Origin of the sequence: Paenibacillus sp. OAS669, assembly GCF_014873645.1 — a bacterium.
Classification (GTDB): domain Bacteria; phylum Bacillota; class Bacilli; order Paenibacillales; family NBRC-103111; genus Paenibacillus_S; species Paenibacillus_S vulneris.
The window spans coordinates 210736-237212 of record NZ_JADBDR010000003.1; the positions used below are offsets into that span (position 1 = coordinate 210736).

27 protein-coding genes are annotated in these 26477 nt (G+C 51.1%); 19 read left to right on the forward strand and 8 right to left on the reverse strand.

Annotation, left to right across the window (positions count from 1 at the left end):
• The first annotated feature begins 24 nt into the window (after nucleotides 1–24).
• On the forward strand, nucleotides 25–714 hold the full coding sequence (locus tag GGC63_RS08835) for a S1 family peptidase (protein ID WP_192701973.1): 690 nt from the start codon (nucleotides 25–27) through the stop codon (nucleotides 712–714).
• Between the two features lie 112 nt (nucleotides 715–826).
• Here the strand turns inward: GGC63_RS08835 and GGC63_RS08840 are convergent, their stop codons facing one another.
• Nucleotides 827–1228, reverse strand: coding sequence for a DoxX family protein (locus tag GGC63_RS08840; protein ID WP_192701974.1), 402 nt, complete (start codon nucleotides 1226–1228; stop codon nucleotides 827–829).
• 655 nt (nucleotides 1229–1883) lie between these two features.
• Here GGC63_RS08840 and GGC63_RS08845 point away from each other — a divergent pair.
• Both GGC63_RS08845 and GGC63_RS08850 read left to right on the forward strand, forming a co-directional pair.
• Complete coding sequence (locus GGC63_RS08845; RefSeq protein WP_192701975.1) at nucleotides 1884–3077, forward strand: ABC transporter substrate-binding protein; 1194 nt, start codon at nucleotides 1884–1886, stop codon at nucleotides 3075–3077.
• 40 nt (nucleotides 3078–3117) lie between these two features.
• Nucleotides 3118–3747 carry a helix-turn-helix transcriptional regulator gene (locus GGC63_RS08850; RefSeq protein ID WP_192701976.1) on the forward strand — a complete coding sequence of 210 codons (630 nt, stop codon included), beginning with the start codon at nucleotides 3118–3120 and terminating at the stop codon, nucleotides 3745–3747.
• Nucleotides 3748–3848: 101 nt separating this feature from the next.
• On the opposite strand, the gene GGC63_RS08855 is transcribed toward GGC63_RS08850, so the two are convergent.
• Nucleotides 3849–4421 (reverse strand): TetR/AcrR family transcriptional regulator, encoded by a 573-nt coding sequence (locus GGC63_RS08855; protein WP_192701977.1) that lies wholly within the window; start codon nucleotides 4419–4421, stop codon nucleotides 3849–3851.
• A 169-nt stretch (nucleotides 4422–4590) separates the two neighbouring features.
• On the opposite strand from GGC63_RS08855, the gene GGC63_RS08860 reads away from it, so the two are divergent.
• The 3 genes from GGC63_RS08860 to GGC63_RS08870 all read left to right on the forward strand — a co-directional run bounded on the left by GGC63_RS08860 (nucleotide 4591) and on the right by GGC63_RS08870 (nucleotide 7691).
• The gene (locus tag GGC63_RS08860; protein ID WP_192701978.1) at nucleotides 4591–6264 is read left to right on the forward strand and encodes an MFS transporter; all 1674 of its coding nucleotides are present in this window, start codon (nucleotides 4591–4593) and stop codon (nucleotides 6262–6264) included.
• Nucleotides 6265–6423: 159 nt separating this feature from the next.
• Nucleotides 6424–6798 (forward strand): DUF805 domain-containing protein, encoded by a 375-nt coding sequence (locus GGC63_RS08865; protein ID WP_192701979.1) that lies wholly within the window; start codon nucleotides 6424–6426, stop codon nucleotides 6796–6798.
• A gap of 410 nt (nucleotides 6799–7208) precedes the next feature.
• On the forward strand, nucleotides 7209–7691 hold the full coding sequence (locus GGC63_RS08870; protein ID WP_192701980.1) for a hypothetical protein: 483 nt from the start codon (nucleotides 7209–7211) through the stop codon (nucleotides 7689–7691).
• Between the two features lie 52 nt (nucleotides 7692–7743).
• Here the strand turns inward: GGC63_RS08870 and GGC63_RS08875 are convergent, their stop codons facing one another.
• Nucleotides 7744–8109 (reverse strand): MazG-like family protein, encoded by a 366-nt coding sequence (locus GGC63_RS08875; RefSeq protein ID WP_192701981.1) that lies wholly within the window; start codon nucleotides 8107–8109, stop codon nucleotides 7744–7746.
• A 77-nt stretch (nucleotides 8110–8186) separates the two neighbouring features.
• On the opposite strand from GGC63_RS08875, the gene GGC63_RS08880 reads away from it, so the two are divergent.
• The 5 genes from GGC63_RS08880 to GGC63_RS08900 all read left to right on the forward strand — a co-directional run bounded on the left by GGC63_RS08880 (nucleotide 8187) and on the right by GGC63_RS08900 (nucleotide 11408).
• The gene (locus GGC63_RS08880) at nucleotides 8187–8723 is read left to right on the forward strand and encodes a histidine phosphatase family protein (protein ID WP_192701982.1); all 537 of its coding nucleotides are present in this window, start codon (nucleotides 8187–8189) and stop codon (nucleotides 8721–8723) included.
• A gap of 39 nt (nucleotides 8724–8762) precedes the next feature.
• Nucleotides 8763–9410 carry a zinc dependent phospholipase C family protein gene (locus GGC63_RS08885; protein WP_192701983.1) on the forward strand — a complete coding sequence of 216 codons (648 nt, stop codon included), beginning with the start codon at nucleotides 8763–8765 and terminating at the stop codon, nucleotides 9408–9410.
• Nucleotides 9411–9560: 150 nt separating this feature from the next.
• Nucleotides 9561–10082 (forward strand): nucleotidyltransferase domain-containing protein, encoded by a 522-nt coding sequence (locus GGC63_RS34855; protein ID WP_192701984.1) that lies wholly within the window; start codon nucleotides 9561–9563, stop codon nucleotides 10080–10082.
• A gap of 36 nt (nucleotides 10083–10118) precedes the next feature.
• Nucleotides 10119–10595, forward strand: a complete 477-nt coding sequence (locus GGC63_RS08895) for a GNAT family N-acetyltransferase (RefSeq protein WP_225948062.1) — start codon at nucleotides 10119–10121, stop codon at nucleotides 10593–10595.
• A gap of 45 nt (nucleotides 10596–10640) precedes the next feature.
• The gene (locus GGC63_RS08900) at nucleotides 10641–11408 is read left to right on the forward strand and encodes a nucleotidyltransferase domain-containing protein (protein ID WP_192701985.1); all 768 of its coding nucleotides are present in this window, start codon (nucleotides 10641–10643) and stop codon (nucleotides 11406–11408) included.
• Between the two features lie 100 nt (nucleotides 11409–11508).
• On the opposite strand, the gene GGC63_RS08905 is transcribed toward GGC63_RS08900, so the two are convergent.
• Nucleotides 11509–11751, reverse strand: a complete 243-nt coding sequence (locus tag GGC63_RS08905; protein WP_079912372.1) for a zinc ribbon domain-containing protein — start codon at nucleotides 11749–11751, stop codon at nucleotides 11509–11511.
• Between the two features lie 75 nt (nucleotides 11752–11826).
• Nucleotides 11827–12813: a helix-turn-helix transcriptional regulator gene (locus GGC63_RS08910; protein WP_192701986.1), complete on the reverse strand. Its 987-nt coding sequence runs from the start codon at nucleotides 12811–12813 to the stop codon at nucleotides 11827–11829.
• A 119-nt stretch (nucleotides 12814–12932) separates the two neighbouring features.
• Between GGC63_RS08910 and GGC63_RS08915 the strand changes: the two genes are divergently transcribed.
• The 3 genes from GGC63_RS08915 (at nucleotide 12933) to GGC63_RS08925 (ending at nucleotide 15816) form a co-directional block, all read left to right on the forward strand.
• The gene (locus GGC63_RS08915; RefSeq protein WP_192701987.1) at nucleotides 12933–13820 is read left to right on the forward strand and encodes an SDR family oxidoreductase; all 888 of its coding nucleotides are present in this window, start codon (nucleotides 12933–12935) and stop codon (nucleotides 13818–13820) included.
• A gap of 265 nt (nucleotides 13821–14085) precedes the next feature.
• Nucleotides 14086–14844 carry a hypothetical protein gene (locus GGC63_RS08920; protein ID WP_192701988.1) on the forward strand — a complete coding sequence of 253 codons (759 nt, stop codon included), beginning with the start codon at nucleotides 14086–14088 and terminating at the stop codon, nucleotides 14842–14844.
• 36 nt (nucleotides 14845–14880) lie between these two features.
• Complete coding sequence (locus tag GGC63_RS08925; protein WP_225948063.1) at nucleotides 14881–15816, forward strand: phosphotransferase family protein; 936 nt, start codon at nucleotides 14881–14883, stop codon at nucleotides 15814–15816.
• 134 nt (nucleotides 15817–15950) lie between these two features.
• Here the strand turns inward: GGC63_RS08925 and GGC63_RS08930 are convergent, their stop codons facing one another.
• Entirely contained in the window at nucleotides 15951–17021 is a 1071-nt protein-coding gene (locus GGC63_RS08930) for an LLM class flavin-dependent oxidoreductase (RefSeq protein ID WP_192701989.1), read from the reverse strand.
• Between the two features lie 351 nt (nucleotides 17022–17372).
• Complete coding sequence (locus GGC63_RS08935) at nucleotides 17373–18206, reverse strand: helix-turn-helix transcriptional regulator (RefSeq protein WP_192701990.1); 834 nt, start codon at nucleotides 18204–18206, stop codon at nucleotides 17373–17375.
• A gap of 150 nt (nucleotides 18207–18356) precedes the next feature.
• Here GGC63_RS08935 and GGC63_RS08940 point away from each other — a divergent pair, with 150 nt between their 5' ends.
• Together GGC63_RS08940 and GGC63_RS08945 are read left to right on the forward strand one after the other, a co-directional pair.
• Nucleotides 18357–19742 (forward strand): MFS transporter, encoded by a 1386-nt coding sequence (locus GGC63_RS08940; protein WP_225948064.1) that lies wholly within the window; start codon nucleotides 18357–18359, stop codon nucleotides 19740–19742.
• 151 nt (nucleotides 19743–19893) lie between these two features.
• Complete coding sequence (locus GGC63_RS08945) at nucleotides 19894–20328, forward strand: NUDIX hydrolase (protein WP_192701991.1); 435 nt, start codon at nucleotides 19894–19896, stop codon at nucleotides 20326–20328.
• A 20-nt stretch (nucleotides 20329–20348) separates the two neighbouring features.
• Here the strand turns inward: GGC63_RS08945 and GGC63_RS08950 are convergent, their stop codons facing one another.
• Entirely contained in the window at nucleotides 20349–21077 is a 729-nt protein-coding gene (locus GGC63_RS08950) for a sulfite exporter TauE/SafE family protein (protein WP_192701992.1), read from the reverse strand.
• A 370-nt stretch (nucleotides 21078–21447) separates the two neighbouring features.
• Between GGC63_RS08950 and GGC63_RS08955 the strand changes: the two genes are divergently transcribed.
• The 3 genes from GGC63_RS08955 (at nucleotide 21448) to GGC63_RS08965 (ending at nucleotide 26412) form a co-directional block, all read left to right on the forward strand.
• Nucleotides 21448–24576 carry an ATP-binding protein gene (locus tag GGC63_RS08955; RefSeq protein WP_318781008.1) on the forward strand — a complete coding sequence of 1043 codons (3129 nt, stop codon included), beginning with the start codon at nucleotides 21448–21450 and terminating at the stop codon, nucleotides 24574–24576.
• A 71-nt stretch (nucleotides 24577–24647) separates the two neighbouring features.
• Nucleotides 24648–25415 (forward strand): RNA polymerase sigma factor, encoded by a 768-nt coding sequence (locus tag GGC63_RS08960; RefSeq protein WP_192701993.1) that lies wholly within the window; start codon nucleotides 24648–24650, stop codon nucleotides 25413–25415.
• 13 nt (nucleotides 25416–25428) lie between these two features.
• Nucleotides 25429–26412, forward strand: coding sequence for a hypothetical protein (locus GGC63_RS08965; protein WP_192701994.1), 984 nt, complete (start codon nucleotides 25429–25431; stop codon nucleotides 26410–26412).
• Nucleotides 26413–26477: the final 65 nt, after the last annotated feature.

A 26477-nucleotide genomic window follows, 5' to 3' on the forward strand; every position in this document is an offset into this window, starting at 1 on the left:
AGAATTAGAAAGGCGGCAATGCAAATGAGAAAAAAAGTAATGGCTGCAGGGTTAGGCATATTCCTCTTGCTGCTGGGCGGCATCGATTTTTTTGCCAAAGCCAATGCAGATGAGGCCGCTGTATATAATGCCGAGGATATTTATGAACGGTCGGAAAGTGCCGTGTTCTACATCCGGGCTCTGAACGGCGACGGGGCGTTAAAAGCCACCGGAACCGGGGTGGTGGTTTCACCCGATGGAGTGGCTGCGACAGCGTGCCACGTTCTTTCCGAAGCGGCGCAGCTGGAAGGAGTGTTTAACAACGGACGCACGGTTTCTCCAATTGAGGTGCTGAACTGCGATGAGCAGACGGATGCGGCGCTGCTGAAGCTGCCTGCACTCCATGATGGCTCACAAGGGATTACCGAATATCCTGCGCTCCCATTTAGAGAAACGGCAGTAAAGCATGGAGAACAAGTATTTGCCATCGGTTATCCGCTGAAAGATACTCCGATCATAACCGAGGGCATTGTGAACTCTCCGAATGCAGAGATCAACGGGCGGGGCCGTATTTTGACTTCGGCCCAGATCGTAAGCGGCATGTCGGGCGGACCGATCATAGACAAGTACGGGCGGTTAGCCGGGATTATTTCCGGCTCGCTGAAGACGATGAATAATATTCATCTAGTCATCCCGATGAATGATGTGCGAAGTTTGATGACATCGCCGCAATAAGATGAATCTGCAAAAGAGCTGTTCGATTGACGCAAAAACCGGTACGCCAAATGGTGTACCGGTTTTTTTACATTATAGTGTGATCTGTTCTCAGTAGATACTTGAATTCATTTTATAGAGAAGGCTTTGCTGGCAGCCCTGAATGCCTCGCCGATCTTGCCCTTTTGTGATGGAAAACATAGGAACCGGCAATCAAAATGTATCCGATTATAAAGAGCAACCATCCGCTGGGCGGGTCGCCAACCGATATGCTGGAATACATGGCTCCGGATAAATCAATAACAAACCCGGCATAAGCCCATTCCTTTAGCCGCGGAAAACCGGGCGTCAGCAGGGCTATAACCCCTAATAGTTTCGCAGTTCCAATGAAAGGCAGGAGGTAGGCCGGGTAGCCTAAATGTTGAAATAGTTCAACAGCGTCGGGTACGGACAAAATGTCAGGAATAGAACCGAAAACCATGATGGCTGAGAGCAGCCCGGTAAAAATCCAGTAAAAAATAGCTGTTTTTTTCATGCGTTATTCTTCCTCTCCAGTTTTGTTTTGTTTTGTTTCTGGCACAAACAACTTTGTTAAACCGTTTTCTCCCGCGGGCAGGGCATTACACAAGAGTTCAGCAACGCGCAGCCGATTAGGCACTGCAAAAACGTTATTATCGAGTTCATGTTTATAATATAACCGATAAGGAATATTCCTGTAAAGGAATATTTTAAATTATTTTTCGATTTTAGATTGAGGCAGCAAGTAAAGCAAGAACATATCTTAAGACCCATTGGATTATTATGGTAAAATAGTGGGGGGTTGAGGTTATTGAAGTTTTTATGAGGAAGGAGAGAGCGAGATGTGCAAATTTTATCAGGGCATAGGTGTCCTATTCATAATACTAGCTGGCTTGTTCTACACCGTAGAACGGTTTGGTTCTTGGATTGCCGTTGGCTTATCATCCGGAGGGCTGGCTGTCCATTCAGGGAATGGCTCCTTCAGCTCGCCTCAAGTAGATTTTACTGATAACCCGTTTGTCGTCATTTTCTTGATATTGGGTATTGTTATGTTTTTGTATGGTATAAAACAGAAATCTCCCTGAGCGGACTAAACAGTAGGACACGATATGTCAGGGTACTCCCTTTATACTGAGGGTGTAAGTCAAACCAATCAAGGAGGGAATATCCCAATGCAAATCCGTATCGCAACACACGACGAGCATCGAATGGCTGTCATTCAAGAAGCAGTGAAGCAGTTTCGCAAGGAGCATCCGGATGTCAGCGTTGTTCTGGAGATGCTTCCGGATAAGACGTGGATGAGGGAAAAGCTGATGGAGATGCTTCGTAGCGGCAACGGTCCCGATATTGTGGAATGGGAAGACGCAAACATAGGGCAATGTTTGGAGGGAGGCTTGCTGTCCGATTTGTCTGAGTTCATTGAACGAGACCAAGTCGATCTTGATGATTATTATCCGTGCATCCGCAATGCAATAACAGACCAGGGCAGGGTAGGGGCGCTGCCGGTGATGACGGAAACGATTGGTGTTTTCTACAATAAGGAGCATTTTGACGAAGCGGGTCTGCCTTATCCGCAGGAGGGCTGGACATGGGACGAATTTACGGCCACCGCGGCGCAGCTGACACGGACCGATGAGAACGGAAATATTGTGCGTCACGGCGTGTTCACCAGCTTCGGCTATATGTTCTACATCGAGCCGGTTGTTTGGAACAACGGAGGGGCATTCCTGGCCGAGGACGGCAGGACATTGGACGGCTATTTAAACCATCCGGCCACAATAGAAGCCTTCGAACAGTATTTGAGTCTGATCGATAAAGGAATTTCTCCAAGATTGGGCGTGGGGCGTGAATCCTGGATAGATTGCTTCATTCACGGCAAAATGTCCATGTATATGGATGCGAATTGGGCAATCAAACCGATGTCACAAGTGCAAAAAGACAAATTCGGCGTCGTCGGCTTTCCGTCGAACAAGATACAGCCGAAAGCCAATGTTTTTCAAGTCTACGGCTATGGAATTTCGCCGCAATGTGCCAACAAGGAGCTGGCATGGTCGTTTCTTCGCAAGCTTGCTTTACCGGGTAGCGGGGTCGATAAGCTATGGGCGGTTATTAATCTGGCCGTATCCAAAACGACAGCGATCCAAAGCGGGCAGGCGGCAGATCCATTATATATCCCATTCCTGGAGGAGTTGAAATATGGCCGAAAGAGCGCCTATCAATGGCTGAATATGATTCCGACTTTCCATCACCATAAAACCTTTGATACGATGCGCCACGCATCCGATGTGAAGCGGGTACTGCAAGAAACGGTCGATAGAACACCGGTCTTACAGCCTCTTGACCCTCACTCGCTTCCAGGATGGTAGCCGGATAAATAAGACCGCAAATGGAGTTGATGACGGTATCATGAGCAATATGCATCGGATCCTGTGGTTCGACGAACGAATCCGCGCCAAGCGTTACCCGAATGCCAAGGACTTGGCGGAGCAGTTCGAAATATCCGTTCGCCAGGCGGGACGCGATATCGAATACATGCAAAGCTCGCTCCACGCACCGATATCGTATAATGCCAAGCATCGCGGCTACGAATATGAGGATGCGGCTTATATTTTACCTTCCGTATTTTTGACGGAGACGGATGTGCGGATTCTTAACTTTTTAATCTACAAGTATGAGGAAGCGGCACAGTCCATGGGGTATATCGAAGGATTGGACCGGGTCGTGCAGACGCTCAAACGCTTCGTTCCCTATCAGCCTGAAGAGAGCGAGATTCCGCTCCTGTATGCAGACGCGAAGCAGGCCAACATGAAACATAGCATCGACGAGGCTATTAAAAGGAGCCTGAAGCTTAATATTACGTATCAGGACCGGGAAGACGAGTACACCGTCCTTGTACACCCGTATCGAATCTATTCCCAGTCCTCGCATTTGTACGTAATCGCCTTTTGCGAGCAATCGGGAGAAGTAGAGTATTATGCTCTGGAGAAGATGACACGAATCGCTTTGACCGACACCGTATATAGCATGGTGAAATAGCGGCTCAACGCCAGGTTGGAGCGGGAGCGGTTCCTGCCTTGCGCCAGTTTAAAAGAAGCATCGCCCCTTATCAGCCCGCAGTCTGATAAAGGGCGATGCTTTTAACCTGAAAAATGATGCTCAATCAACCGCTTGGCCGCACTCAGGAAATGTTCCGGCCGGAAGGAGGTCTTATCGATATAGGCGCTCATCATGGCCCCATCGCTAATGATGCGGAGCTGTGAAGTCAGCTCTTCCGGATCGCGAACGCCGCCTTTCATCGCAATTTCCTTCACCTTATCCCATGTCCGGTGGCGGTTCTCTACGGCGGACCGGTGACCCGGATGCTCCAGATCGGGAAACTCGACAACCGCATTCATAAATGGACATCCGCGAAATTCCGGATGAGTCATCCGCTCGACCAGTTCATCCAGAAGGGCATACAGCTGGTCCTTCGGGGAGTCGGGAAAGCGCTGGATGGCTTGTTCAATGGATATGGATCTATTGCAATGCCTTTTCTCCAAATATGCGACGATGAGGCTGTCCTTGGTCGGGAAGTTGCGGTAAAAGCTCGCCTTGGCGACCCCGGATTCTTCGATGATCCTGTCGATGCCGACGGCACGAACCCCCTCTTTATAAAACAACCTGGAAGCGACGCGCAAAATGCGCTCCTTCGCCGTTTCTTTCTTTTCCATAGATGATCACCCAATTCCAAATGTAAGGAAAAACCGATATTGACACGAGACAGATCTGTCTGTATCATACGAATCAGTAATGGATGAGACAGTTCTGTCTCATTTATTGTAATCGAGCATACCTGCTTATGTCAATGTTCCCAGGGTGCGTAAAGGAGGAGAAAGATTTATGTCTCAAGCGGCGGCACACGGCTCGCTAAATCGTCAGCAGGTGGAGGTGCATGCCCTCCAGCGTCCGCATCTCATGCTGGCGGTCATTTTGCTATCTGTTTTTATGGCGGTAGCCAATATTTTTATTGTCAATGTGGCGACCCCTTCGATACAGCAGGGGCTCCATGCCGATTTCTTCGGCGTTCAATTTGTCATCTCCGCCTACACCCTGTCTTATGCCATCGCGCTTATTATCGGCGGCAGACTTGGCGACCGCTTCGGGCGGAGAAATATGCTGCTTGCCGGCGTCGCCGGCTTTACGGTCAGCTCCCTGTTGTGCGGGTTATCTACCGGAGTGGGGATGCTCGCCGTGATCCGGGTCGTGCAGGGCTTGAGTGCAGCCATGATCTCGCCGCAAATTTTATCACTTATTCAAGCTCAATATGCGCCTGAGAAAAGAGGCAGGATATTCGGCCTTTACGGAGCTGCGCAGGGCATTGCCGCCTCTACGGGACAGTTGATCGGAGGGCTGCTGCTGTATTGGAACCCCTGGAATCTGGAATGGAGAATGGTATTCTTCTTTAGCGTACCGATAGGCCTCGCGCTGTTGGGCATGATTCCTTTTATCGCCGACTCCAAGGAAAAGGTTCAATCGAAGTTGGATTGGTTCGGCGCTTCGTTAGTCGCCGCCGGCTTACTCCTGCTCGTGTACCCGCTAGTGCAGGGCCAAAAAGAGGGCTGGCCGGTCATCCTCATCATTAGCCTCTTCCTATCGATTCCCGTGCTGGCTTTGTTCGGCTGGGTACAGCAAACCATTTTGCGCCGCAACGGCGATCCGTTCATGAACGTGAATTTGTTCAAGCAGCGGGGCTTCAGCATCGGGATGGCTGTCGTCTTCTTGCTTATGTCCTCCCAAGCCAGCTTCTTTTTAATCTCCGCTTATTTGTTCCAAATCGGGCTGGGATTTTCCCCGCTCAAAGCCGGAGCTGTCATTTTGCCTATGGGAATGGGGTATTTCCTTGCCTCACTCTTATCCTCGCGCGTTGCTTCCCGGATAGGGCCGCATGTTCTGAGCCTGGGTTCAGCGCTCACAGCGGGAGGGTACCTGTTCCTCGCGCTTACGGTGCAGGGCTCAGGGCTGTCGCCGAATATAGCCACATGGCTGCCGGCGTTGACCATCCTTGGACTAGGCCAGGGCTTTATTGCCGCTCCGCTGACGAATGTCGTGCTTTCCAAGGTCAACAGGCAGGATATCGGCTCTGCCTCCGGGATTTTGACGACAGGAATGCAAGTGGCTTATGCCATCGGAATCGCCCTTATCGGGATCGTATGGTTAAATTCGCTCAGCCACAATGCAGATAAGGCCGGCGCTCAGACCGAGGCGCAGCTTCGTCAGCAAACGGCGGTCTATGCGCCGCTGTCAGCAGAACAAAGCGAAGCCGCACTTTCCCGGTTCCGGGTCTGCTATCCGGAATTCGTAAGCACCCGTGCTTCCGTTTCAGCTGGCTGTACCGATCTGGCCTCCTTCTCCCCTGAAGCCAAGAAGCTGTTCGCGGACGGGGTCCGGCAGGCGACCACAAGGAGCTATATGGCAGCCTTTGTCTTTTGTCTGTACGTGCTTGCGGTATACACAGTTTTGCTATTGCCTTTAAGTCTCATTTTAGCAAGAAAAACTAGGCCTGCCAGGCAGTAGAATGTGAGTATTAGGTCCCCCTCTTTATAGGAGCAGGGACTTATTTTATATCATTTATGTAAAAAAATGCATATACCTATTAACTAATGTCATTTTCTTGCCGATAAAGTCAACCAAAGGAAATATTTATCAAAATGAAAATGAGGTGTGCGTGTACAAATGGAATGGTACATGAAAGTAATCAAAAATTACGCAGGATTTGAAGGGCGGGCAAGACGGCAGGAGTATTGGATGTTCGTTCTATTCAATGTTATTATCTCTGTTGTCCTGTCGTTATTAAGCTACATCACAAGTCTGTTCTCCATATTATCGATGCTTTATGCTTTGGCAATACTCGTACCGTCTATTGCGGTTGGGGCACGTCGATTGCATGATACGGGAAGAAGCGGATGGATGCTGCTGATTGGTTTGATCCCGATCATCGGGAGCATTATCTTGATTGTGTTTATGTGTCAAGACAGCCAAGCGGGTGATAATCAGTACGGCCCGAACCCTAAAGGTGATTTGTACGGAAATACGACTCACACTATGTAATGAAAAAGTGACCTCGAAAGAGGTCAAAGGTGTTGTAAAACTCTGTTTTGCGTGAACTATGCTACATATGGAGGTGGGGTATGCCTCGGAGGAGTTTACGTCCGCCTTTGAAACCCGTGAAAATACCGCTAAATCCAATCCAATTCACGGGTTTCAACAGCGGCTGGAGGGGGATACCCCACTGGAGTATATTGGCAGTAGTTCAAGCTTCACAGGTTTTTCAACAGACTCTAGACCTCGAAAGAGGTCTCTTTTTTTGCCCAAAACCCGAAAGAACATGAAGAAGTTTTTCTCTTTAATTCGGTCTTTCGCTGTATTTTAATGAATAGAAGGAATCGATTCGGGAGAGGCGGGGTACAGTGTCGTTAACCATTCTTTTTTTAATGGGAATTATAGGGGTTACGCTTGTTATGACATTCAGAGCTGCGCTGGCAAGGGCTATACTTGACGACAACGCCGTCGTTCAAAGATTGCGAGGAGCCGCATGGTTTCATCATTATTGGAAAGGCGGTCTGCTGCTGTTTGCGGTGAATGCCGCATTGTTTTTTACCGCCGTGCTTGGATTTTACGGGGCCATAATGTATTCCATACCGTACGTTCACATTCTGCTGATGCTTATTGCTGTCGTGGGGAGTATCTATGTATGGCTAATCATCAATCGCTCTTGGCAGGGGCTGCGGCGTGACCGTATCAAGATGGGATTGGTGGGAAGCAGCTTTTATGCTTTATTAGGCATGATGTTCATGTATGGGCTGATGACACTTAAGCCATCGTATCCGGGTGAGGATACCTTTATGGGAGCCATCGGTCTCCTGTTCGCCATCGTTGCAGCCCTCGGTGCATTCGTCACATGCTTGGTATTGACCGGCTTTTCGAAGAGCGATCAGAAATGAATCATAGGCTGTGAGAACTCGATCGGATGCGGGTCGGCCATACAGAGCTCCATTACTTATTATTTCTGCGTCTGATCTCAGCCAGCTTGATCTCCAGCTCATGCTCCAAATCCAGCTCAAAGAAATTTGCAAGCTTGCACAGATAAGCCAGGCAGTCGGCAAATTCCTTCCCCAGATTTTCTTTAATTTCTTCCTTCGCCTGCAGGTAGGCTTCGTTTTGGTCCAGGCCCGCGTCCCTCAAATCCGCCGTTCTATACAGCAGGGTACGGAATTCCTCCGCTACCTCGGCAACCTCTGTCGTGAGCAGCATGTGAATATACAGCAGAAACTCCTTGCTGGATTGAAAGTCATTCTTATCGACCTTGTCCCAGCCCATATCCTCCTGAAAAGTCTGATACATTTGTTGAACCGCTTTCAATTAACCTCTTCCCTTCTGATCCTGTTATAAATTACAATTATTGTTATTATACGACATAGATAGGAGGAAGAACATACATGATTTATGTCATCAGGCACGGGCAAACCGATAGGAACAAGGAAGGCAGACTGCAGGGGAGACAGGGGCTTCCGCTCAATGACAGCGGCATCAAGCAGGCGGAATGGGTAAGAGACCATCTTCGGCACATACCGTTTGATTACGTCTTTTCCTCTCCCCAGGAAAGAGCGCTCCAAACGGCACAAATCATAACGGGGAAGCCGCCGATAACGGATCCGAGACTCGATGTGTTTGATCTGGGCGAAGCGGACGGACTAACCAAAGCGGAAGTCAAAATGGCCGGTGCCGTTCCCGATCCCAGCGTGTATGAAGGCGTTGAGGATGTGGACGGGTTTGTTAGAAGGGTTTTCGCATTTATGCATGAGCTCGAGAAAAAGTACGGCTTGCAACAGGCCCACATTCTACTATCCGGACACCGGTGTACGACGGGATGTATAGGGGCGTATTTCGAGGGTCTCCCCAAGGATGGCAACCTCATGAAATTATCTTCAGATAATGGACAGTACAAAACGTATTCGTTCCGTTCGTTGAATTAGACATAACTATAATAAAATAAAACGAGGTGCATTACTAAGATGCCGCTGCCGATGATTCATTTCCAAGTTGCTGTTCATTTTTTCCGGAATGAGGATATTCCTGCTTCTTTTATTCTTGGCAGTATAGCGCCGGATGCTATCCACATGAGAAAGAACGCAAGCAGAGAGGATAAGAAGAGAACTCATTTTGATGCTGAATCCGATACTAGTAAACGGGAGCTCGTACAGAGGGAATATTCCCATTACATCAGCATGAATGCCGATGAGGAATGGAAATGGTTTGTTCGAGGATACTTTGCTCATGTGCTTACCGATTATTTTTGGGTGCAGCAAGTGTATTCCAGCTTTAAAGAGAAGGCTTTGGCTGATGGGCTGGAGCCCGAATCGATGAGAAGAGCCTATTATCGGGATACGGATCAGATCGACTTCAACTACTATCGAAACAAACCGTGGGCTGGAAAGATTTGGAGCCAACTGATTCAATCCAAAGCCTTTGCTCTGGAGCCTTGCGTTACCTTTGATGAAGTAAACTATTGGCGGTACAGGACGGTACATTGGTTCGATCTGTTGGCCAAGGAGCCGGGAGAGACGCCGCGTTATATTACGGAGCCGATGACCGAGGAATTTAGCCAAGCTGCCGCCGAGCGCGTGAAACAGGTACTTACGGATTGGGACCCAACGCTTTAATATTTCGTCTAATGGCAGCCGGACATAAGAGTATAATCATTTATTACCTTTATTTGGTGCGTGGATGAAGCATATTATTAGGAAAGGGCTGCCGCCTAAAGGAGTTTGATGATCATTCGACATAAATTCGTCTCCAGGGGGCTTGCGCTCATGCTGAAACCGGAAGAACAATATGCTCATGCACAATCGCAGTTAAACATACTGACTGAGATCCAGGCCCTATGTACTAAGCTTAATGTGCGCTGCTGGCTGCGCGGGGGCTGGGCGGTAGATTTTCTGCTTGGTAAAATAACCAGACCCCATGAAGATATAGATTTAGTCGTATGGGCTAGGCATCGTCAGAGAGTCGAGCGGGCCCTCAAGGATGCAGGGTACCAGTGCAACCCCATAAGCTCATCTCAAACGGACTTCCGGAGAGAGGAAGTGGATGTGCAGTTATGTTACTTGGCCAGAGGGGACGACGGCCGGATTGTAGCGAACGGTAAGCCTCATTGGGTATGGAGGGCGGATGCCTTGCCGTTAAAAAGGTTTCTTCTGTATGGGATATCCTCGTATGTACTGAGCCCGAATCAATTGCTGGAAGAAAAGGAAGTCTACAAGCAAATCGGCAGACTACCGCGTGCCAAAGATGCGGAAAGCATAAGACTGCTTCAAAGCATAATGGACTTTTGATCATGGAAGAATTGAACGATTAAGGGATGGAAGCGTATGATCTTTAGAGAATTGGATGAGCTGGATGAAAAACTGAAGGCGGGCATGGAAGCATTGAGAGGCACCATGATCGTATCTAGGGGCCGCGTACATATTTTGCAGGAGCTGCCGGGATTTGCCGCAATGATCGGCGACGAGATCCAGGGATTAATCACCTATCATCTGCGTGAGGACGAATGTGAAATTGTCTCTCTGGACAGCAAAATCGAGGGCAAAGGTCTAGGAACGAAGCTAATCCAACTTGTTATAGAAAAAGCAAGACAGAAGGGCTGCAGACGAGTCTGGCTGATTACGTCCAATGATAATACAAAAGCGATACGCTTCTATCAGAAAAGAGGCTTCGATTTAAAGGCTGTTTATCCCGATGCGATTACGGAAGCACGAAAAATAAAGCCCTCCATTCCATGGGTAGGGTACGACGGCATCCCCGTTCGGCATGAGGTTGAATTTGAGTATAGGGTAACGCAGCTGTAAGGTTGTTCTGCTCATAGATCGCTGCAGAATGAGGAGGATGTCAGGATGACGATAACCCGTGAGACCATTATACAAGAAATCGCCGCCGATCTCGGAAGTCAGGACTATATACTGGCAATCTGGCTGGAGGGCTCGGACGGTACCGGGAGCTTGGACGAATATTCGGACATCGACATGATGTGCTATACCAAGGAAGGCTTCGGAGAGGCCGCATTGTCGCGGCTGGATGATTGTATCGGACGCATGGGTGCGGTCGATATTGCCTATGAACAGCTGGGGCGGCCCGCCAGTAACCGTTATAAGGTTTATCATATCATAGGGACCCCGGACCATTTGTTGATCGATGTGACCGTGCAGAGCGAGAGTATGCCCGTTGCATTTATCCATGAGGACCTGACCGTCGTACCGGTTGTTTTGATCGATAAAGCAGGCATTGTGAAAATGGCGCATGTAGAGTCTGCTGCCCATCTATCCCGGCTTCGCCAGCAATGGCTGCAGGCCCAGGCTATATACAGCCAGAGGAGCCGGGCAGTGAAGTATACTAAGCGCGGGCTATTTTTGGAGTCGATGATCTACTATCAGAAATACGTTTTGCAGCCGTTGGTCGATGTGCTCCGCATCCTCCATACTCCTTATCAGGCGGACTGCTATTTAGTGCACGGTTCGAGGGATTTTCCGGCGGACGTGGTGCTGACTCTGGAATATCTATATGGGGTCAAAACCGTGCAAGATATAGCAGAGCGGATCGAGGCGGCCGATGAGCTGTTTCATCAGGCTGTGGCTGAGACGAAGGCCAGGCTCTCCTGGGCATAGGCGGATTAGAGTAACCACTGCGCTAAGTCTTGAGCAGCACAAGCAGCCCTCCACACGGATAAAGTGATGGAGGGTTCTTGCTTTCCGGCGTTTATTAATCCTAGCCAAACAAAATATCCAGTACAGTTCCCAGCTGCCCTCGGCTTTTTCCTTCAAGAATACTGGGATTGTACACTTCGACGAAACCGCAATGCTCACAGGAAACAAACAGAAAATGATTGTGTTGAATATCTAGGAGCTTGCTTAACCCGGTTCCTGTCATAGCAACTTCCTTGATTCTGCAGCTAGTGCCGCTGCATTTGGAGCATTTGAACTTTTCCTGGATGGCATCCTCGATTCTCATCAGCATTCGCCTCCTATTTATTTACAACTATGACGAGTGGTTGTAATAGAAAGTTCCGGTCCCGAAGAAAAAGAATCAGTCATACATCGTCATAATAGCCTGTGCCCCTGCCACGACGGCTTGCCGCAGCTCTGCGGGTTCCAGAATGAGAAGCCGGGCCCCGAACCCCAGTATGATCCCGACAGCCGATTCCAAGGTATTGAATGCCAATTCAGCTTCATACCATCCGTCAGGGGAGGGTTCGCTCCACGCTTGGATGCGGACATAACGTGTCTGCTCCAAACGGGCACGGGCCTCTTCGTGCACCCTTGCGCGTGCCGGATAAGTCGGCAGATCCGCGCGGAACCGGTTCACCGACTGCTCCCAATAGGAGGCAAGCTGAAAGCCTTCCGGCCGTACGGCGGGTGCTGACAGCATTTCCGCCGCGCGAATGCGCGAGATACGGTAGGTTCTTGGCTCGACAGTTTTCATATTTTGGGGGTCACTAGCATTCGAATCAGCAGGAAGCGCAACAAGGTACCAAAGCGTGCCCTTCACTACAAGGCCTAACGGATGCACCGTGCGATAGCCGGATCTGCTTTCCGATACGTAGTCCATATGAAGCTGCCGCCCTTCCCAGACGGCCTCTTGCACAAGGTGCAAGAGCGGCACATCCTCGCCGGACGGATGCCATCCGGCTCCGTCCACGTGCAGCCTCTCGCGGGTGTACTCGACATCCCGCCGCAAGGTGGGGGTCAATGAGGCCAGCAGCTTAAGCAGCGCGGCCTCAAAGGTACTGTCCCAGCCGAGATCGGCGACATGACGATGGGGCTTGGCAGCGAGTAAGGAGACGATCTCGCTCTTGTTCATGTTGGCCCAGTCTGTGCGATATCCCTCCATCAGCTTCCAGCCTCCTTGCGAACCTCGTTCGGCATAGACAGGTATGCCTGCAGCGCTAAGCGCCTCCATATCACGGAAGATGGTTCGTACGGATACTTCTAATTTTGCAGCCAGCTCATTCGAGGTCAGACTGCCCTGCGTATGCAGCAGGAGCATAATTTTCAAAAGCCGGTCCGCTCTCAAAGGGCATCACTTCCTTGCTCATGGTTTTCTTTTATTTTATCACATATATATGACAGTCCTTGACATGATTACTTTGTTATCTTAAAGATGAAACTAAGAGAGAAGGAGCTGCTAGTAGGATGAGCATTCATGCGAACAAGCCATTGGAAGGGCGCGTTGCTCTAGTTGCCGGAGCGACTCGTGGTGCGGGCAGAGCCATCGCAATCAAGCTGGGAGAAGCGGGGGCAACAGTGTATGTTACCGGCCGGAGCACCAGAGGCAACCCGTCCCCGATGAAGAGACCGGAGACCATTGAGGAAACCGCTGAGCTGGTCACTGCCAGGGGAGGCTTCGGCATATACCACGCTGTGGATCATACAGAGGAGTCCCAGGTGAAGATGCTGTTCGAGCGCATAAGCGATGAGCAGAAGGGACGGTTGGATATTCTCGTCAATGACGTATGGGGCGGGGAGATGCTCGTCCACTGGGGTACGGGCTTCTGGGAAAGCCCGCTGGCAGACGGCCTCCTTCTTCAAAAGCAAGCGGTGCACTCGCACATGATCACTTCGTATTACGCCGCGCCCCTTATGGTGAAACGTAAGCGGGGACTCATCGTCGAAGTGACCGACGGGGTAGGCTATCACTATCGTGGCAATCTGTACCACAGCCTTGCCAAAATCGGAGTTTCTCATCTAGCTCAAGCGATGGCGGCCGATCTCAAGCCGCATGGCGTTGCCGCAGTTTCGGTGACCCCGGGATTTTTGCGCTCCGAGGAGATGCTGGAGCATTTCGGAGTTACGGAGGAGAATTGGCAGGAAGCAGGGAAGAAGGATATTCATTTCCTGCAATCGGAGACTCCGTTTTTCGTCGGGCAGGCGATTGCTTCCTTGGCGGCGGACCCCCGAGTGATGGATAAAACCGGCCAGCTCCTCAGCTCATGGGGATTATCGGACGATTACGGATTTGCCGATGAAGACGGCCGACGCCCGCACTGGGGACGCTACGCGGAGGAGCAGGGCTTCAGCTAGAATGAGTTCGGCTTGAACCAAACTATTTTCAAACAATTCGGCGTATAAATAAAGGATCGCAGACTGTTATGCCAGTACTTCGATCCTTTTTTCTATGAATCATCATTGCTAAACGAACATTTGTTTGGTAAAATTACAATAATATGGTACAGTGTGTCAGTTTGGCAAGTCCAGTTCACTTGATGACATCGTCTTCTAGAGTGTTGGATCAGAGAGCTTTCCAATCCATTCATCAGGATGGCTCGGCCCTAAAGGAGGGGACAGAATGATTAAGAGAAAACTGACCGCCGCCTACTTCACTTCTTGGGCTATTGTGCTGTGGGTTTCATTTCCCTTCATGTCTCTGGAGGGAGCTTGGAATGCCGCTCAGAACTATTTGTCCTGGGCTGCTATCATTGGGATGTATGCCGTACCTTCCATTTTTCTGTACGGTATTCTTATTTCCTCTCTGCTGGAGCTGGGCGCAGCGAAGCTGAAAGTTTCCGGTCCTGTCGAATGGATAACGTCCGGCTTACTGCATGCCGTCTTCGGGCTTTTATTCGGTTTTGTCCTCCAATCTTCCATGTTCAGCATCATGGGCGGGGCTTCGGCGATCTTATTCTTTCTTATCGACAGAATCATTCTGGCGTTTCTTCCGTATCTCAGACGGACCTTTCGCGTTGTACTGCTCAGCGTACCCCTTCTTCTTTTTGGAATATCCGCAGGAGCGATCTATGCTTTCTCACCACCCAAACCGCCCTTCACCAGTATGAATGCCGTGCAATTCGCAACTTCGGGCACCGGCACGGTAATCGACTTATTCCCTAAGCAAGCCGGTATGGTGAAGCTTCAGATCGAAGGGTATGATGTAGAGCGAGAAACGGCCGTGGAAGAGACCGGGGAAAAAGAAAAGTATCTGGTACATTTCATAGAGCGTTGGAGCAAGGGGGAAGAAAAGGGAGAACACCGCATGATTTATGAGGTGACCCGAGGTGCGATGGGAGGAAAGGGCGGCGGAGGCGACGAGCCGCCTTATAGGAGGTAAGGGAGCAACTAAATCTAAGCGAAGGATGGGAAAAGTATGGGTTCGATCGATGCGGAGCTATCGGAACGCGTCCTGGGTTGGGTAATCCGGGCCGTAGATCCCGAGGCGACAATTCTTTCCGTACAGCAGCTGCACGGAGGCGTGTCATCTTTGGTTCATGGGATCAACTTGGCTGTACGCGGAGAAGTAAGCTCGGTCGTGCTGCGCCAGTTCCATGACGCGGAATGGATTCGGGAGGAGCCGGATCTGGCTGTCCGCGAAGCGGAGAGCTTGCGCAGGGCGGTGCAGTCGGTCGGCGTGCAGACGCCGAGGCTGATTGCCTTCGACGCGACAGGGGATCAGTGCGGCATGCCGGCCCTAATGATGACCCGGCTCGAAGGCTCCGTTGTGCTGGAGCCGAGGGAGCCGAACCGGTGGCTGCAAGGAATGGCCGAAGCGCTGGCAGGCATTCATGCGGCGGATGCAAGTGGCTTTGGATGGACGTTTAAGCCGTATACCAACGCTGCGAAGATGGATGCATCTTCGTGGTCGAGGTATCCGGACAAGTGGCGGATGGCGGCCGAGATCGTCCAAGCCTCCCGTCCGGAGGCAGTGACACGATTCATTCATCGCGACTATCATCCAACGAATATTTTATGGAGCGGGGATAAAGTGAGCGGCGTGGTGGACTGGGTCAACGGCTGCCTGGGCCCGGCAGGCATCGACGTCGGCCATTGCCGTGTGAACCTTGCGCAGCTGCATGGGGTCGCTGCAGCCGACACATTTTTGGAGTATTACCGGAATCGTACCGGAGACTCCTTTCAATACGATCCCTATTGGGATCTGGTTACCTTGATCGATTATGCCTTCTGGCCTCCTGACGTCTATGAGGGATGGACGGCGTTAGGGATGACCGGACTAACGAAGCAGATCATCATTGAACGGCTGGACTCGTATTTGATAAGCGTTCTAGACCGCGTGTCAGATTGTTAAGGCTTATTTTCAGTTGCATCGCTTTCAGGAATAGCCGCCTCGGGAGACGGTTGATGAAGCCGCACCAGAAACTACAAAAAGAAGTGTGGGAGAGCACACTTCTTTTTGTAATTTGGAGCTATAACTGGCCGCCGCTATCCTTGGGATTCGCTGCGCTCCAGCTCCTTATGCACGATAGGCGCTACCCGAGTGCCTAGCAGCTCGATGGCATGCATGATGTCGCGATGCGGCATCGTGCCGACGTTGATGTGGAGGAAGAAGCGGGTGACTCCCAGGTTTTTGCGCAGCAGGAGAATCTTCTCGGCTACGAATTCGGGATCGCCGACATAGAGCGCACCGCGAAGACTGCGTCCGGCATCAAAGGTGGAGCGGGTGTACGGTCCCCAGCCGCGTTCGCGACCGATGACGTTCATTTGGGCTTGTGTCGGCGGGAAGAACAGGTCGGCCGCTTGTTCGGTTGTGTCGCCTACAAATCCGTGCGAATGGGTCGCGATCTCCAGCTTGTCGGGATCATGCCCGGCCCGGACGGCGGCCTCTTTATAGAGCGCTACTAACGGTGCAAAGCTCTCCGGCATACCGCCGATTATGGCGAAGGCGATGGGGAGCCCGAGCATCCCCGCGCGAACGGCGGATTGCGGATTTCCGCCGCTTGCAATCCATACGGGCAGCGGATCCTGCACGGAGCGGGGGTAAACCCCGAGATTATCGATGGGCGGACGATGCCCGCCGCGCCAGGTCACCTTCTCCGATGCTCTGATCTTGAGCAGCAGCTCCAGCTTTTCCTCGAACAGCTCGTCATAGTCTTCCAGACTGTACCCGAAGAGCGGGAATGATTCGATGAACGAGCCGCGGCCGGCCATAATCTCCGCCCGGCCGTTGGAGATGCCGTCTAGAGTAGAAAACGCTTGATATACGCGAACCGGATCATCCGAGGACAGTACGGTTACTGCACTTGTCAACCGGATCCGCTTGGTCATAGCCGCTGCCGCAGCCAGCACAACGGCTGGCGAAGTGCCTGCGTAGTCGGCTCGATGGTGCTCTCCGATGCCGTAGACATCGAGACCGACCTGATCGGCCAGCACAATCTCCTCTACTGCGTCACGCAGACGTTCGGCATGGCTGATGCTTTTACCGGTCACCGGATCCGGAGTTGCTTCCAGAAACGTGCTGATTCCAATTTCTATTTTCTTTGCTTGATGGGCCATTTGATTTCGCCTCCTATATCCTATATATTACTCACTTTTTTATGGTTTCTCAACTAAAGTAAGTAAATAAAAGGGAAGGATGCGCCGTGGAACGAGAAATCATCCGGGCAGCGCGGGAGCTGGCATCACTCCGTTCCCTTTCCGCAGTGTGTCCGGAGAATGAAACGCGGATCAAATGATAGAAGAAGTGGAGGTGCGAACATAGGGGATTAGCAAGGGTTTCTTGGACTATTATGAAGTTCATTCTGAATTAGAGGAATCGGATGATAACGGTTGACGGCAGAGCATATCTTTGCTGCCGCCGGCCGCCGAATCATCTGCTTGCTTGTTGATCTGGGGCGTGTTTGCCTCTTACAGACTCAGAAGATTTTTCATTTTATCGGGGGTATCGTCTAAAGGCATATTAATTGTCACTGTAAGGTGCGGTGACGTTGTCGAAAGAAACGAAATCTGATCGAAAACAAGACGCCCCGCTATCGGATGATGATTGACCTTCAGCCCCTCAGGACCGCTTAACACATCATGCTGCGGCCACCAGGCTCTGAATTCTGCGCTGGTTCTGTTCAATTCCTCAATAAGCCCGCTCCACCAAGGATCGCCGACGAAATTTCCGTATAGGGCGCGAAAATTAGCCAGCCGATGCCGGGCATGATTCTCCCAGTTTTCCTGAAGCATCAGGCGGACATACGGGGACGTAAACGTCCGCCAGACCGAATTGCGCTCACGGCTGGACATCGCCGCATAATCCCCATATACGAGACAAGCCGCCCGATTCCACGCCACGATATTCAGGCGCTGATCCGTAACATACGCCGGACTTGTCCCTTGAAGATCGAGGAACGCTTGTAACGTTGAATCTACAGGTTCATCGATCGGTGCGGCGTCGGCTGGCAGCTGTTGCAGGGCAAGCATGTACAAATGCTTGCGTTCATTGGAATCTAGCTGAAGCGTGCGCGCAATGCTGTCCAGGACCTGTGAGGACACTTGAATGTCCCGCGCTTGCTCTAGCCAGGTGTACCAATCCACGCTGACTCCAGAGAGCAGCGCTACTTCTTCCCGGCGCAATCCTGGCGTGCGGCGCCTTCCTCCTCCGGGAAGACCTGCCTGCTCAGGAGAAAGGCGCGCGCGCCTGGAACGTAAAAACTGGGCCAGCTCCATAAGCCGTTCCTTGGCCGTTGGTGCCATTAGATTCACCTGCCTCTAAAGAAGGATATTAGGGTAGGAGAATAACTCCTAGGATAAACCGTCATCTTCTTTGCTGCTGTCATCCATTATACACTCTCCCTGAAGAAAGCAACTGCTTTCAATTAGGGAATAGAAGGGAATGGAGACAAATTGGACAACATCGCGCAAATTCAGACGGAAACGTCGAATAAGATGACAAGGGCTTTGCTGCTTCTTGGCATATCGTTAGGATACTTTATGGTCCTCCTGGATACAACTGTCGTGAGCATTGCGCTCCCGGCAATTCATGCGGACATGGGCGTAGGCATCGTCGGCCTGCAGTGGGTCGTGAATTCATACACCCTGGTTTTTACAGGCTTTCTGCTCTCAATGGGGGGAATTGCCGACAAGCTGGGAGCCAAGCGGGTGTACGTTGGCGGTCTTGTCTTGTTTCTTGCCGCATCGGCCGTTAGCGCCGCCGTTCCCTCGCTTCCTTGGTTAATTGCCATGCGTGCGGTACTTGGCATCGGCGGGGCCGCTCTGATGCCTTCCTCGCTTTCGCTAATTGCCCGGGCTTTTCCTGAGCCGGCGAAGCGTGCACGGGTTATGGGCATCTGGGCGGCGGTAACCGGAATCGCTATGGCGTCGGGCCCTGTTATCGGCGGATTTCTGGTCGATTCGTTTGGCTGGCGCAGCATATTTCTTCTTAACGTGCCGCTTGCTGCTGCCAGCGTTTTGTTAACATCACGGCTGGTCCCGGAGACGAAACGAAACCGGGAAAGCGGCTTCGATTGGTTAGGACAACTGCTTGCGATTGCCGCAATAACAGCATTGTCCTTTGCAATTATGGAAGGGGAGGTCTATGGATGGGGCTCCCCGGTCATTGCCGGGGGTTTCGGCTTCTCTGCGCTGAGCATTCTTTGGTTCCTGATCCACGAAGCCAAGGCCAAGGCGCCGCTTCTCCCGCTTCACATATTCCGTAATCCTACCGTATCCGCCGGCATGGTTAACGGGATGGCTATTAACTTCGGCTTATCGGCCGTTCTATTCATTCTGCCATTGTTCTATGAACAAATACGGGGTTTATCCGCTCATATGGCAGGACTTGCGCTTCTGCCGATGACCATTCCGCTCGCGGTGAATCCGGTGGTAACCGGGCGCATTGTGGGGCGCTTCGGAGCGCGAATCCCTATGACAGCCGGCTTCGCACTTACGGCTATTGGCGTGCTGCTGCAAACCGGAGCGGATACGGACACGGGCCATATTCTTGCAGCGATTGGATTGCTGCTAATCGGCCTCGGAGTCTCGCTCACGATCCCTTCGTTAATGACGGCCGTTATTTCTGCTGCGCCGAAGGAACAGACCGGCACCGTATCCGGCGCGCTTAATTCAAGCAGACAGCTCGGGGCTACCCTTGCCGTTGCCTTTGCCGGAGCGATCATAAACGGCAGCGAATCGTTCACAGCCGGGATGCGTGTATCATTCCTGGCTGCTGCAGTGATTTTGTTAGGCGGGAGCCTGCTTTCTTACCTGCTGATGGGCCGCAGGAAGGGATAGAGCAGTCGCAGCTGCGATAGCTCGTATCAGTCCAGTCCCTTAGGTTTAGGGGGCTGGCCCTCTTGGCAGAGTAACTTTCCGATAAAGTGCCTTCCCCACACCAGGGGGGCGGTTCATTTTCCACAAAACAATAAATCCCAATAAGAACGGAGTGCTTCATTTAAGAAAAATTCATGTAGCATTGGTCTGGATAACGGATGACGCGGGCAACGTCCTTCTGGTGAAAAACGTGAAAGGGGATAGAACCTATTGGGATCTTCCGGGGGGTGCGGTTGAAGAGGGCGAGACCTTCGAGCAGGCTGCGGTGCGCGAAGCGAGAGAGGAAACCGGACTTCATGTCGTCCTTACGGGTCTGAGCTCATTAAGAGAGAAGATTTTTTCAGAGACCGGCAGCCATGCTGTGATTGTCACTTTTTTTGCCCAAATCACTCATGGCGAGATGAGCTGTCAAGGAGATCCGGATCAAGATATCGCCGAGCTTCGCTGGGCGGATATGGACACAGCCCGGCGGCTCATGCCTGCCCTGTTCGAGGAGTTAAGGTTAAGCTCTGCGGGTGATAACTATGCTTATCATGGAACCGTATAACCATTCTGAGCCATCCTGCATTAGTGAAAGGCCGCCCACAGCAGAGATATCCCCGAACAGAACAGCAGCACGTCCAATACGTAATGGAAGGATGCGGCGTTCATTCTTTTTACAATGGCCTTGGCTCCAAAAGTGCCGAGCATGAGGGAGCTGCCGACGATAACACCTTTGAGGATCATGTCCGCCGGCAGGGCTCCGAGCTCCCGAAACGTGGCGATTTTACTGAAATAAATGGCAAGCGAGCTGGCGGCTTCCGTAGCTAGAAATGCTCCCTTGGTTAGACCGAAGGAGGTAAACGCAGGCACACTGAGAGGTCCTGTAGATAAAACGATTCCTGTTAAAAAGCCGATGACAGCTCCGGCAGCCGAAAGCTGCCACAGGGAGATACGTATCTGCTTGGATTGCAGCCAGTGCCTGACAGGGATCATCGCCAGAAAAAATAGAGCCAGCCCAATATCAACCCAATGAGCGGGTAATTCCCATAGCGTACGTGCCCCTAGTGCAGCAAAGGGGATGCCGGGAAGCGAGTATGCGGCAAATGCTTTCCAATGAATTTCTCGTCTCCAGGTGTAGACCCTTGCGATATTGGCCATGACGGCGGCTACGGCCATAATGGGTACGGCTTGCTTGGGACCGAAGGCAACGATCAGAACAGGCATTAACATGATGGATGAGCCGGTTCCGATGATGCCGCTTATGGCGCCTGCCGCCAACCCTACAGCGAGGACGAATAGGTAGGATGATTCCAAGACGTTACACTTCCTTTATCATATTGGCAATTTCTATAAAAACAGCTATTATTTTTATATATTAGGCCGCCTCATGCTTCCAAGCTTATGATATATTTAAAGAGGATGGGCAGCAATGTTCAATCCATAGAAGGTTTCGACCCCCCCCCCACCGGTCAACGGATACACGGGATGGTTGTGTACTCGGCAGATAACCTCCTGCGGAACCCATTTAAACCTGGAATCGGTTCTCAAATCACCTCTTGAAAAAAGCGATTGGATTTAAGCAGGTTGCCGCTTCGGATCAGCCGCCTCGTTGCGTTAAACCGTCTTCAAAGATTACACACCTAGCATAATAGCCTGGGTTTAAAAAAAGGAGCAGCCAAAGATCGTGTTCAACGCACCCGCTCTAAGAATGAAGGATAACAAATCCTACATAAAATATTTCTTCATGGTCACTCTATTTGTCGCGGTTCTTCTAAGCTTTCGGCTGCTTTGGTCCGTGATGTTTTCAACTCCGGAGCATCCTACCGTGGTTAAAGGTGTGCTTGACATGCGCGGTTGGAACTTTGAAACCTCACATACCATCAGCCTTAATGGGGAATGGGAGTTTTACCCTTCAGCCTTCATCTCGCATGAAGCATCAACCAGCCGTTCGGCCGAAGCTCCGCATTATCTCCAGGTTCCCGGGGACTGGCGCAGCGCTTTTCCGGAAGGTACCGACACGTCTTACGGATACGGGACCTACCGGCTGCGTATTTTGGTCGATGCAGGCCTGAAACAGCCTTACACAGTCTGGATTCAGGACATCCAAGCCTCTTCCGTCGTAGAGATTAATGGTCAAAAGCAAAAGGAGTTCGGCCATCCGGCAGAGAATCGGCAAAATTACAAGCCTTACAATGTTTCGTATACCGCCTCGTATGAGGCCAATGGGGCGGAGGAAATCGAGCTGCTTATCCGCGCAGCTAATTTTGAGCATCCTTTTTTCGGGGGCATAGCCAAATCGATCCGATTCGGCTCGCAAGCGGCCGTTGACTTTGAGCGTTGGTATTCCATCGGCTTTCAGCTTGTGACATTTGTCGTCCTGCTGCTGCACGGCCTGTATGCATGCATCCTGTACCTTTTCCATCCACGGCAAAAAGCGCTTCTTCTATTCTTCCTGCTGCTTCTGGTCGCGGCGATTACGGTTGTGTCCGATAATGACAAGATACTGCAGATTTGGTTTCCGATCAATTATATGTGGATTCTAAAAATCCGATTGTTCGCCTACATGGGAGTTTCTTTTTTTATTCTATATTTGACTAAAATGTTATATGGAAAGCCGGACAACCGACGATTGTTTCATTTTTATACCATTCTTCTCGTACTATATTCGATCTTCACCCTATTCGCATCGCCTCCGCTTATTTATTATTCCAGAAAGGCAATGCTTTTCGGATTTTTGTACTTCTTTCCGATGCTTTGGTTTGTTTACCTGGCCATCAAGATGGTGCTTAGAAGGCAGAGTGACTCCATCTATCTGCTGCTTGCGATTATAAGCATCGCTTCAAGCATTTTGTGGGGAGCCTTTAATTTCAGTGAGAAGGTTAGCAACGTATTTTTTCCAGTCGATATGATTGCGGCTATTATCGCATTCTCTTCCTATTGGTTCAAGCAGTATTTCCGCAATGCAGAGGAAAATGCGAGACTGAATAAGCAGCTTCGAGAGGCTGATAGGCTTAAGGATCAGTTTCTCGCCAATACATCGCATGAGCTAAGAACTCCGCTGCATGGGATTTTGAATATTTCCCAAAGCCTTATGAACAGACAGCAGCATACGTTGGATAACAAAAGCATGGAGGACTTGCAGCTGCTCGTCATGATCAGCACCCGGATGTCTCATATGGTGGAGGATTTAATGGACGTGGCGCGTCTTCAGGAGAAGCGCATTGTGCTGAAGAAGGAACCCTTGGCGGTCCGCTCCATCGTCACTGGTGTTTTCGGCATGCTTGCGTTTATGACGGAGAGCAAGCCCGTTCAGCTGGAAATGAAGATCCCGGAGACGATACCGCCCGTTCTTGCAGACGAAAAAAGATTAACGCAAATTTTGTTCAATCTGGTTCATAACGCTCTAAAGTACACTATGCAAGGGACGGTAGCCGTATCTGCCCGAAGCGAGAACGGCCAGGTCGTTATTGAAGTTTCCGATACAGGGTATGGCATGGATGCAGAAACGCAAGCCCGTATTTTCAGCAGATACGAGCAGGGATTTCACGGCGGCAGTAATAGCTCGGGGATTGGTCTCGGGTTAAGCATCTGCAAGGAGCTTGTGGAGCTTCACGGCGGGGATATTACAGTTCGCTCCACTCCGGGTGAAGGCTCCGTATTCAGCTTCACGCTGCCTATGCTGGATTTGCAGGAAATACCTGCATCAAACCTTGTGGCGTGTGGCATAGACACACCGCCCCGGCTCCTTCCGGAAAGCGTAGTAGGTCCATACCCATACCCTTCTATCGAGGTGGAATCGGTACCTTTTGAAGAAGGAAGGGCAAATATACTTGCAGTAGACGATGATCCGGTGAATTTGAAGGTGCTTGCAGGCATTCTCGGAACAGAACCTTATAATCTCAAATTAGTTTCCTCTGCGGACGAAGCATTGTCCTTGCTCGGCACGGAGCAGTGGGATTTGATTATCGCCGATGTGATGATGCCGGAAATGTCCGGCTACGATCTGACTCGTTTGGTAAGAGAGCGCTTCTCTGTATCAGAGCTTCCTGTCTTGCTGTTAACGGCACGTAACGAGCCCGCGGATATCTATGCGGGATTTAAGTCCGGTGCTAACGATTACGTCGCCAAGCCGGTCGATGCATTGGAGTTAAAATACCGAATCCGGTCCTTAATTGCGTTGAAGCAGTCGGTTCACGAACATCTTCGCATGGAGGCCGCCTATCTGCAGGCGCAAATACAGCCTCATTTTCTGTTTAATACCTTGAACTCCATTATGGCCTTGAGTGACCTGGATACCGAAAGGATGCGCAAGCTGGGGGATGCGTTTATCGAATACCTGCGAATCAGCTTTCATTTTCTAAATACAGGCAGCCTGGTACCTCTTTCTCATGAGCTGAAGCTTGTCCGTACTTATTTGTATATAGAGAAAGAACGATTTGGTGACAGGCTCTCCATCCTGTGGGAAGGGAATGCGGATGAGACTCTGCTTCTTCCGCCGCTGTCCATTCAGCCGCTGGTAGAAAATGCGGTGAGACATGGCATTCAAAGCCGCGCAAGGGGCGGGACGATACGTATCCGGATCGATCGCAAAGGGGATTGCATTCTCATAGAGGTTCAAGACGATGGAAAAGGGATGAAGGCCGACGACATCCGCATGGCATTGGACCCAACGAAGAAGAAAGAATGGGGCGGGATCGGACTTACCAATACGAATCGGAGATTAAAGCAAATGTATGGCAGCGGGCTGATGATTCAAAGCCTGGCAGATCAAGGTACCACGGTTTCATTTGAAATTCCGGTAACCTCGTTGTAAGATTCCTCCTCCGAATGGCATCTAACTGTTGATACGAATGTAACCAACATGGACACTTAGGGGTGAATGGGTTGATTACGCAATGGTTTGAGGACTCTGCCATGTCCAATGAAGTTAGAGATGGTGTGGAGGAGGTCATAAGCCTTCAGGATGACCAGCTGGTAGACCATGCCCGTACAGGGGATTGCGAGGCATTCGGGGAGCTGGTACGAAGGCACCGGGAGAGGGCACTAGGCTGGGCAACCGTCATCACGCAGGATGGTCATCTGGCTGAGGATATTGTTCAAGAGGCGCTGGTGGCCGCGTTTTTGCGGATCGAAACGTTGATGGAGCCGGGCAAATTCCGGTATTGGCTGCAGCGGATTGTCCGGAATCAGGCTATGATGAAGCTTCGCAGGGGGGGGCCGAACGGAAGAGAGAGTTCCTTTTCCGCGTTGGAATCACGGCGATTCCTGTCTCCTTCCGCGGGCGACGGCTCCATGCTGGATCGCCTGTTATATCGCATGACGGTACGCTTGGAGGAAAAGCCAGGTCCTCATCAAGATCCCCAGGTTCAGTGGATGCGCAAGGATCTGTATAACGGGTTGTATCAGCTGCTCCAATGCTTGACGGCGAAGGAACGGGCTATCTTCGAAGCCCATGTATTCCGCCAGTTTACTCCTGCGGAGATTGCCGTAGCGCTTGGTGTTTCCATTGGCTCGGTCTATACGGCGATCTCCCGTTCACGTACGAAGGTGCAGAGGGAACGCATTCGTGTCTATTTTCGAGGTTTTTTGTTGGAGAAGCAGCAGCATGGAAAGCCTACCCGCCGTGTGCTTGTACAGCCTATACGAATGTGAGGAGATGACGGAAATGACAGAGCGTTCCTGGGACAAGACATATACCGCTGCAGCGCAATCGATTTATGCAGCACTGCAATACACGGACAAAAAAGACGACTATTCCCTGGTTGATGTGATGGGGCTGACCAGCCATGCATTTCGAATCAATATTCATCCTGCGGATGTAAGCCCTGCGGGACCGACCATGTTCTCGCCTATGGAGCTGCTGGAAAAGGGATTGAATCTTCTTGGATTCCGGTGCGAGCAGCTTCATGGCTTTCGGACACCGGCACCGCCGGAAAAGCTGGAGCAAGCGATCCGATTCGCTCAGGAGACGATCGACCGCGGGATCCCGGCCATCGGATGGAGTCTGTTTATTCCGGAATTCGGGGTCATATACGGATATGACGACGAGCTGCAGGAGCTTTACTGCAAAGACCCTTCACATGACGGGCCCCTGCCCTATGCCAAGCTGAATGAGCTGCCGTTAAACTTCGTCTTCATGCTGCGAATTCTTGAATCGGTTCCCAGCGATCTGGTACAGGCGCTGACAGGGGCTTTGGAGCGGGCGATTCAATTCGCCCATGAGGAAGCTCCTACTTTGTCCAAAGAGTATAGACACGGATTAGCCGGATACGATGCCTGGATTCAGGCTTTCCAGAGCCGTACCGTAAACCCGTTCGGCAATGCTTACAATGCCGAGGTGGTTGGCGACGCAAGGGAGTTTGCCGCCCAGTTTCTCAAGACTTTGCCTGATAGATGGAGTGGAGTCAAGGAAATTGGGGAACCTTTCCGGGAATTGGCCCGGGAAGCGGGGAAGCATTATGAGCAGGTAGCGGAAGTCTTTCGTCAATTTCAACAGCGGTTTCCTCATCCGCACGGCGGCGAACCGAACGATCCGGAGCAGGCTCGGGAAGCAATCCGGTTACTGGAGCTCGCCAAGCAGAGCGAGGCGTTGGGAGTAGCTGTGCTAGAGCGAATGTATGAGGATATTTCAATAGCTGTCGGCCGTTAAGGCCGATAGCTTTTTCTTTTTTAAGGTAGGAGGCTTAAATCTTACCTCTCTATTATCCAACTTAT

Bases quoted from the DNA above. Each gene is read 5' to 3' on its own strand.
- GGC63_RS08935 (WP_192701990.1), bottom strand. From the start codon at position 18,206: ATGGCACCAACGGCCAAGGAACGGCTTATGGAGCTGGCCCAGTTTTTA.
- GGC63_RS08845 (WP_192701975.1), top strand. From the start codon at position 1,884: ATGCAAATCCGTATCGCAACACACGACGAGCATCGAATGGCTGTCATT.
- GGC63_RS08860 (WP_192701978.1), top strand. From the start codon at position 4,591: ATGTCTCAAGCGGCGGCACACGGCTCGCTAAATCGTCAGCAGGTGGAG.
- GGC63_RS34855 (WP_192701984.1), top strand. From the start codon at position 9,561: ATGCTGAAACCGGAAGAACAATATGCTCATGCACAATCGCAGTTAAAC.
- GGC63_RS08905 (WP_079912372.1), bottom strand. From the start codon at position 11,751: ATGAGAATCGAGGATGCCATCCAGGAAAAGTTCAAATGCTCCAAATGC.
- GGC63_RS08850 (WP_192701976.1), top strand. From the start codon at position 3,118: ATGAGCAATATGCATCGGATCCTGTGGTTCGACGAACGAATCCGCGCC.
- GGC63_RS08920 (WP_192701988.1), top strand. From the start codon at position 14,086: ATGATTAAGAGAAAACTGACCGCCGCCTACTTCACTTCTTGGGCTATT.
- GGC63_RS08900 (WP_192701985.1), top strand. From the start codon at position 10,641: ATGACGATAACCCGTGAGACCATTATACAAGAAATCGCCGCCGATCTC.
- GGC63_RS08865 (WP_192701979.1), top strand. From the start codon at position 6,424: ATGGAATGGTACATGAAAGTAATCAAAAATTACGCAGGATTTGAAGGG.
- GGC63_RS08840 (WP_192701974.1), bottom strand. From the start codon at position 1,228: ATGAAAAAAACAGCTATTTTTTACTGGATTTTTACCGGGCTGCTCTCA.
- GGC63_RS08930 (WP_192701989.1), bottom strand. From the start codon at position 17,021: ATGGCCCATCAAGCAAAGAAAATAGAAATTGGAATCAGCACGTTTCTG.
- GGC63_RS08895 (WP_225948062.1), top strand. From the start codon at position 10,119: ATGATCTTTAGAGAATTGGATGAGCTGGATGAAAAACTGAAGGCGGGC.
- GGC63_RS08965 (WP_192701994.1), top strand. From the start codon at position 25,429: ATGACAGAGCGTTCCTGGGACAAGACATATACCGCTGCAGCGCAATCG.
- GGC63_RS08870 (WP_192701980.1), top strand. From the start codon at position 7,209: ATGACATTCAGAGCTGCGCTGGCAAGGGCTATACTTGACGACAACGCC.
- GGC63_RS08880 (WP_192701982.1), top strand. From the start codon at position 8,187: ATGATTTATGTCATCAGGCACGGGCAAACCGATAGGAACAAGGAAGGC.
- GGC63_RS08835 (WP_192701973.1), top strand. From the start codon at position 25: ATGAGAAAAAAAGTAATGGCTGCAGGGTTAGGCATATTCCTCTTGCTG.
- GGC63_RS08915 (WP_192701987.1), top strand. From the start codon at position 12,933: ATGAGCATTCATGCGAACAAGCCATTGGAAGGGCGCGTTGCTCTAGTT.
- GGC63_RS08885 (WP_192701983.1), top strand. From the start codon at position 8,763: ATGCCGCTGCCGATGATTCATTTCCAAGTTGCTGTTCATTTTTTCCGG.
- GGC63_RS08855 (WP_192701977.1), bottom strand. From the start codon at position 4,421: ATGGAAAAGAAAGAAACGGCGAAGGAGCGCATTTTGCGCGTCGCTTCC.
- GGC63_RS08925 (WP_225948063.1), top strand. From the start codon at position 14,881: ATGGGTTCGATCGATGCGGAGCTATCGGAACGCGTCCTGGGTTGGGTA.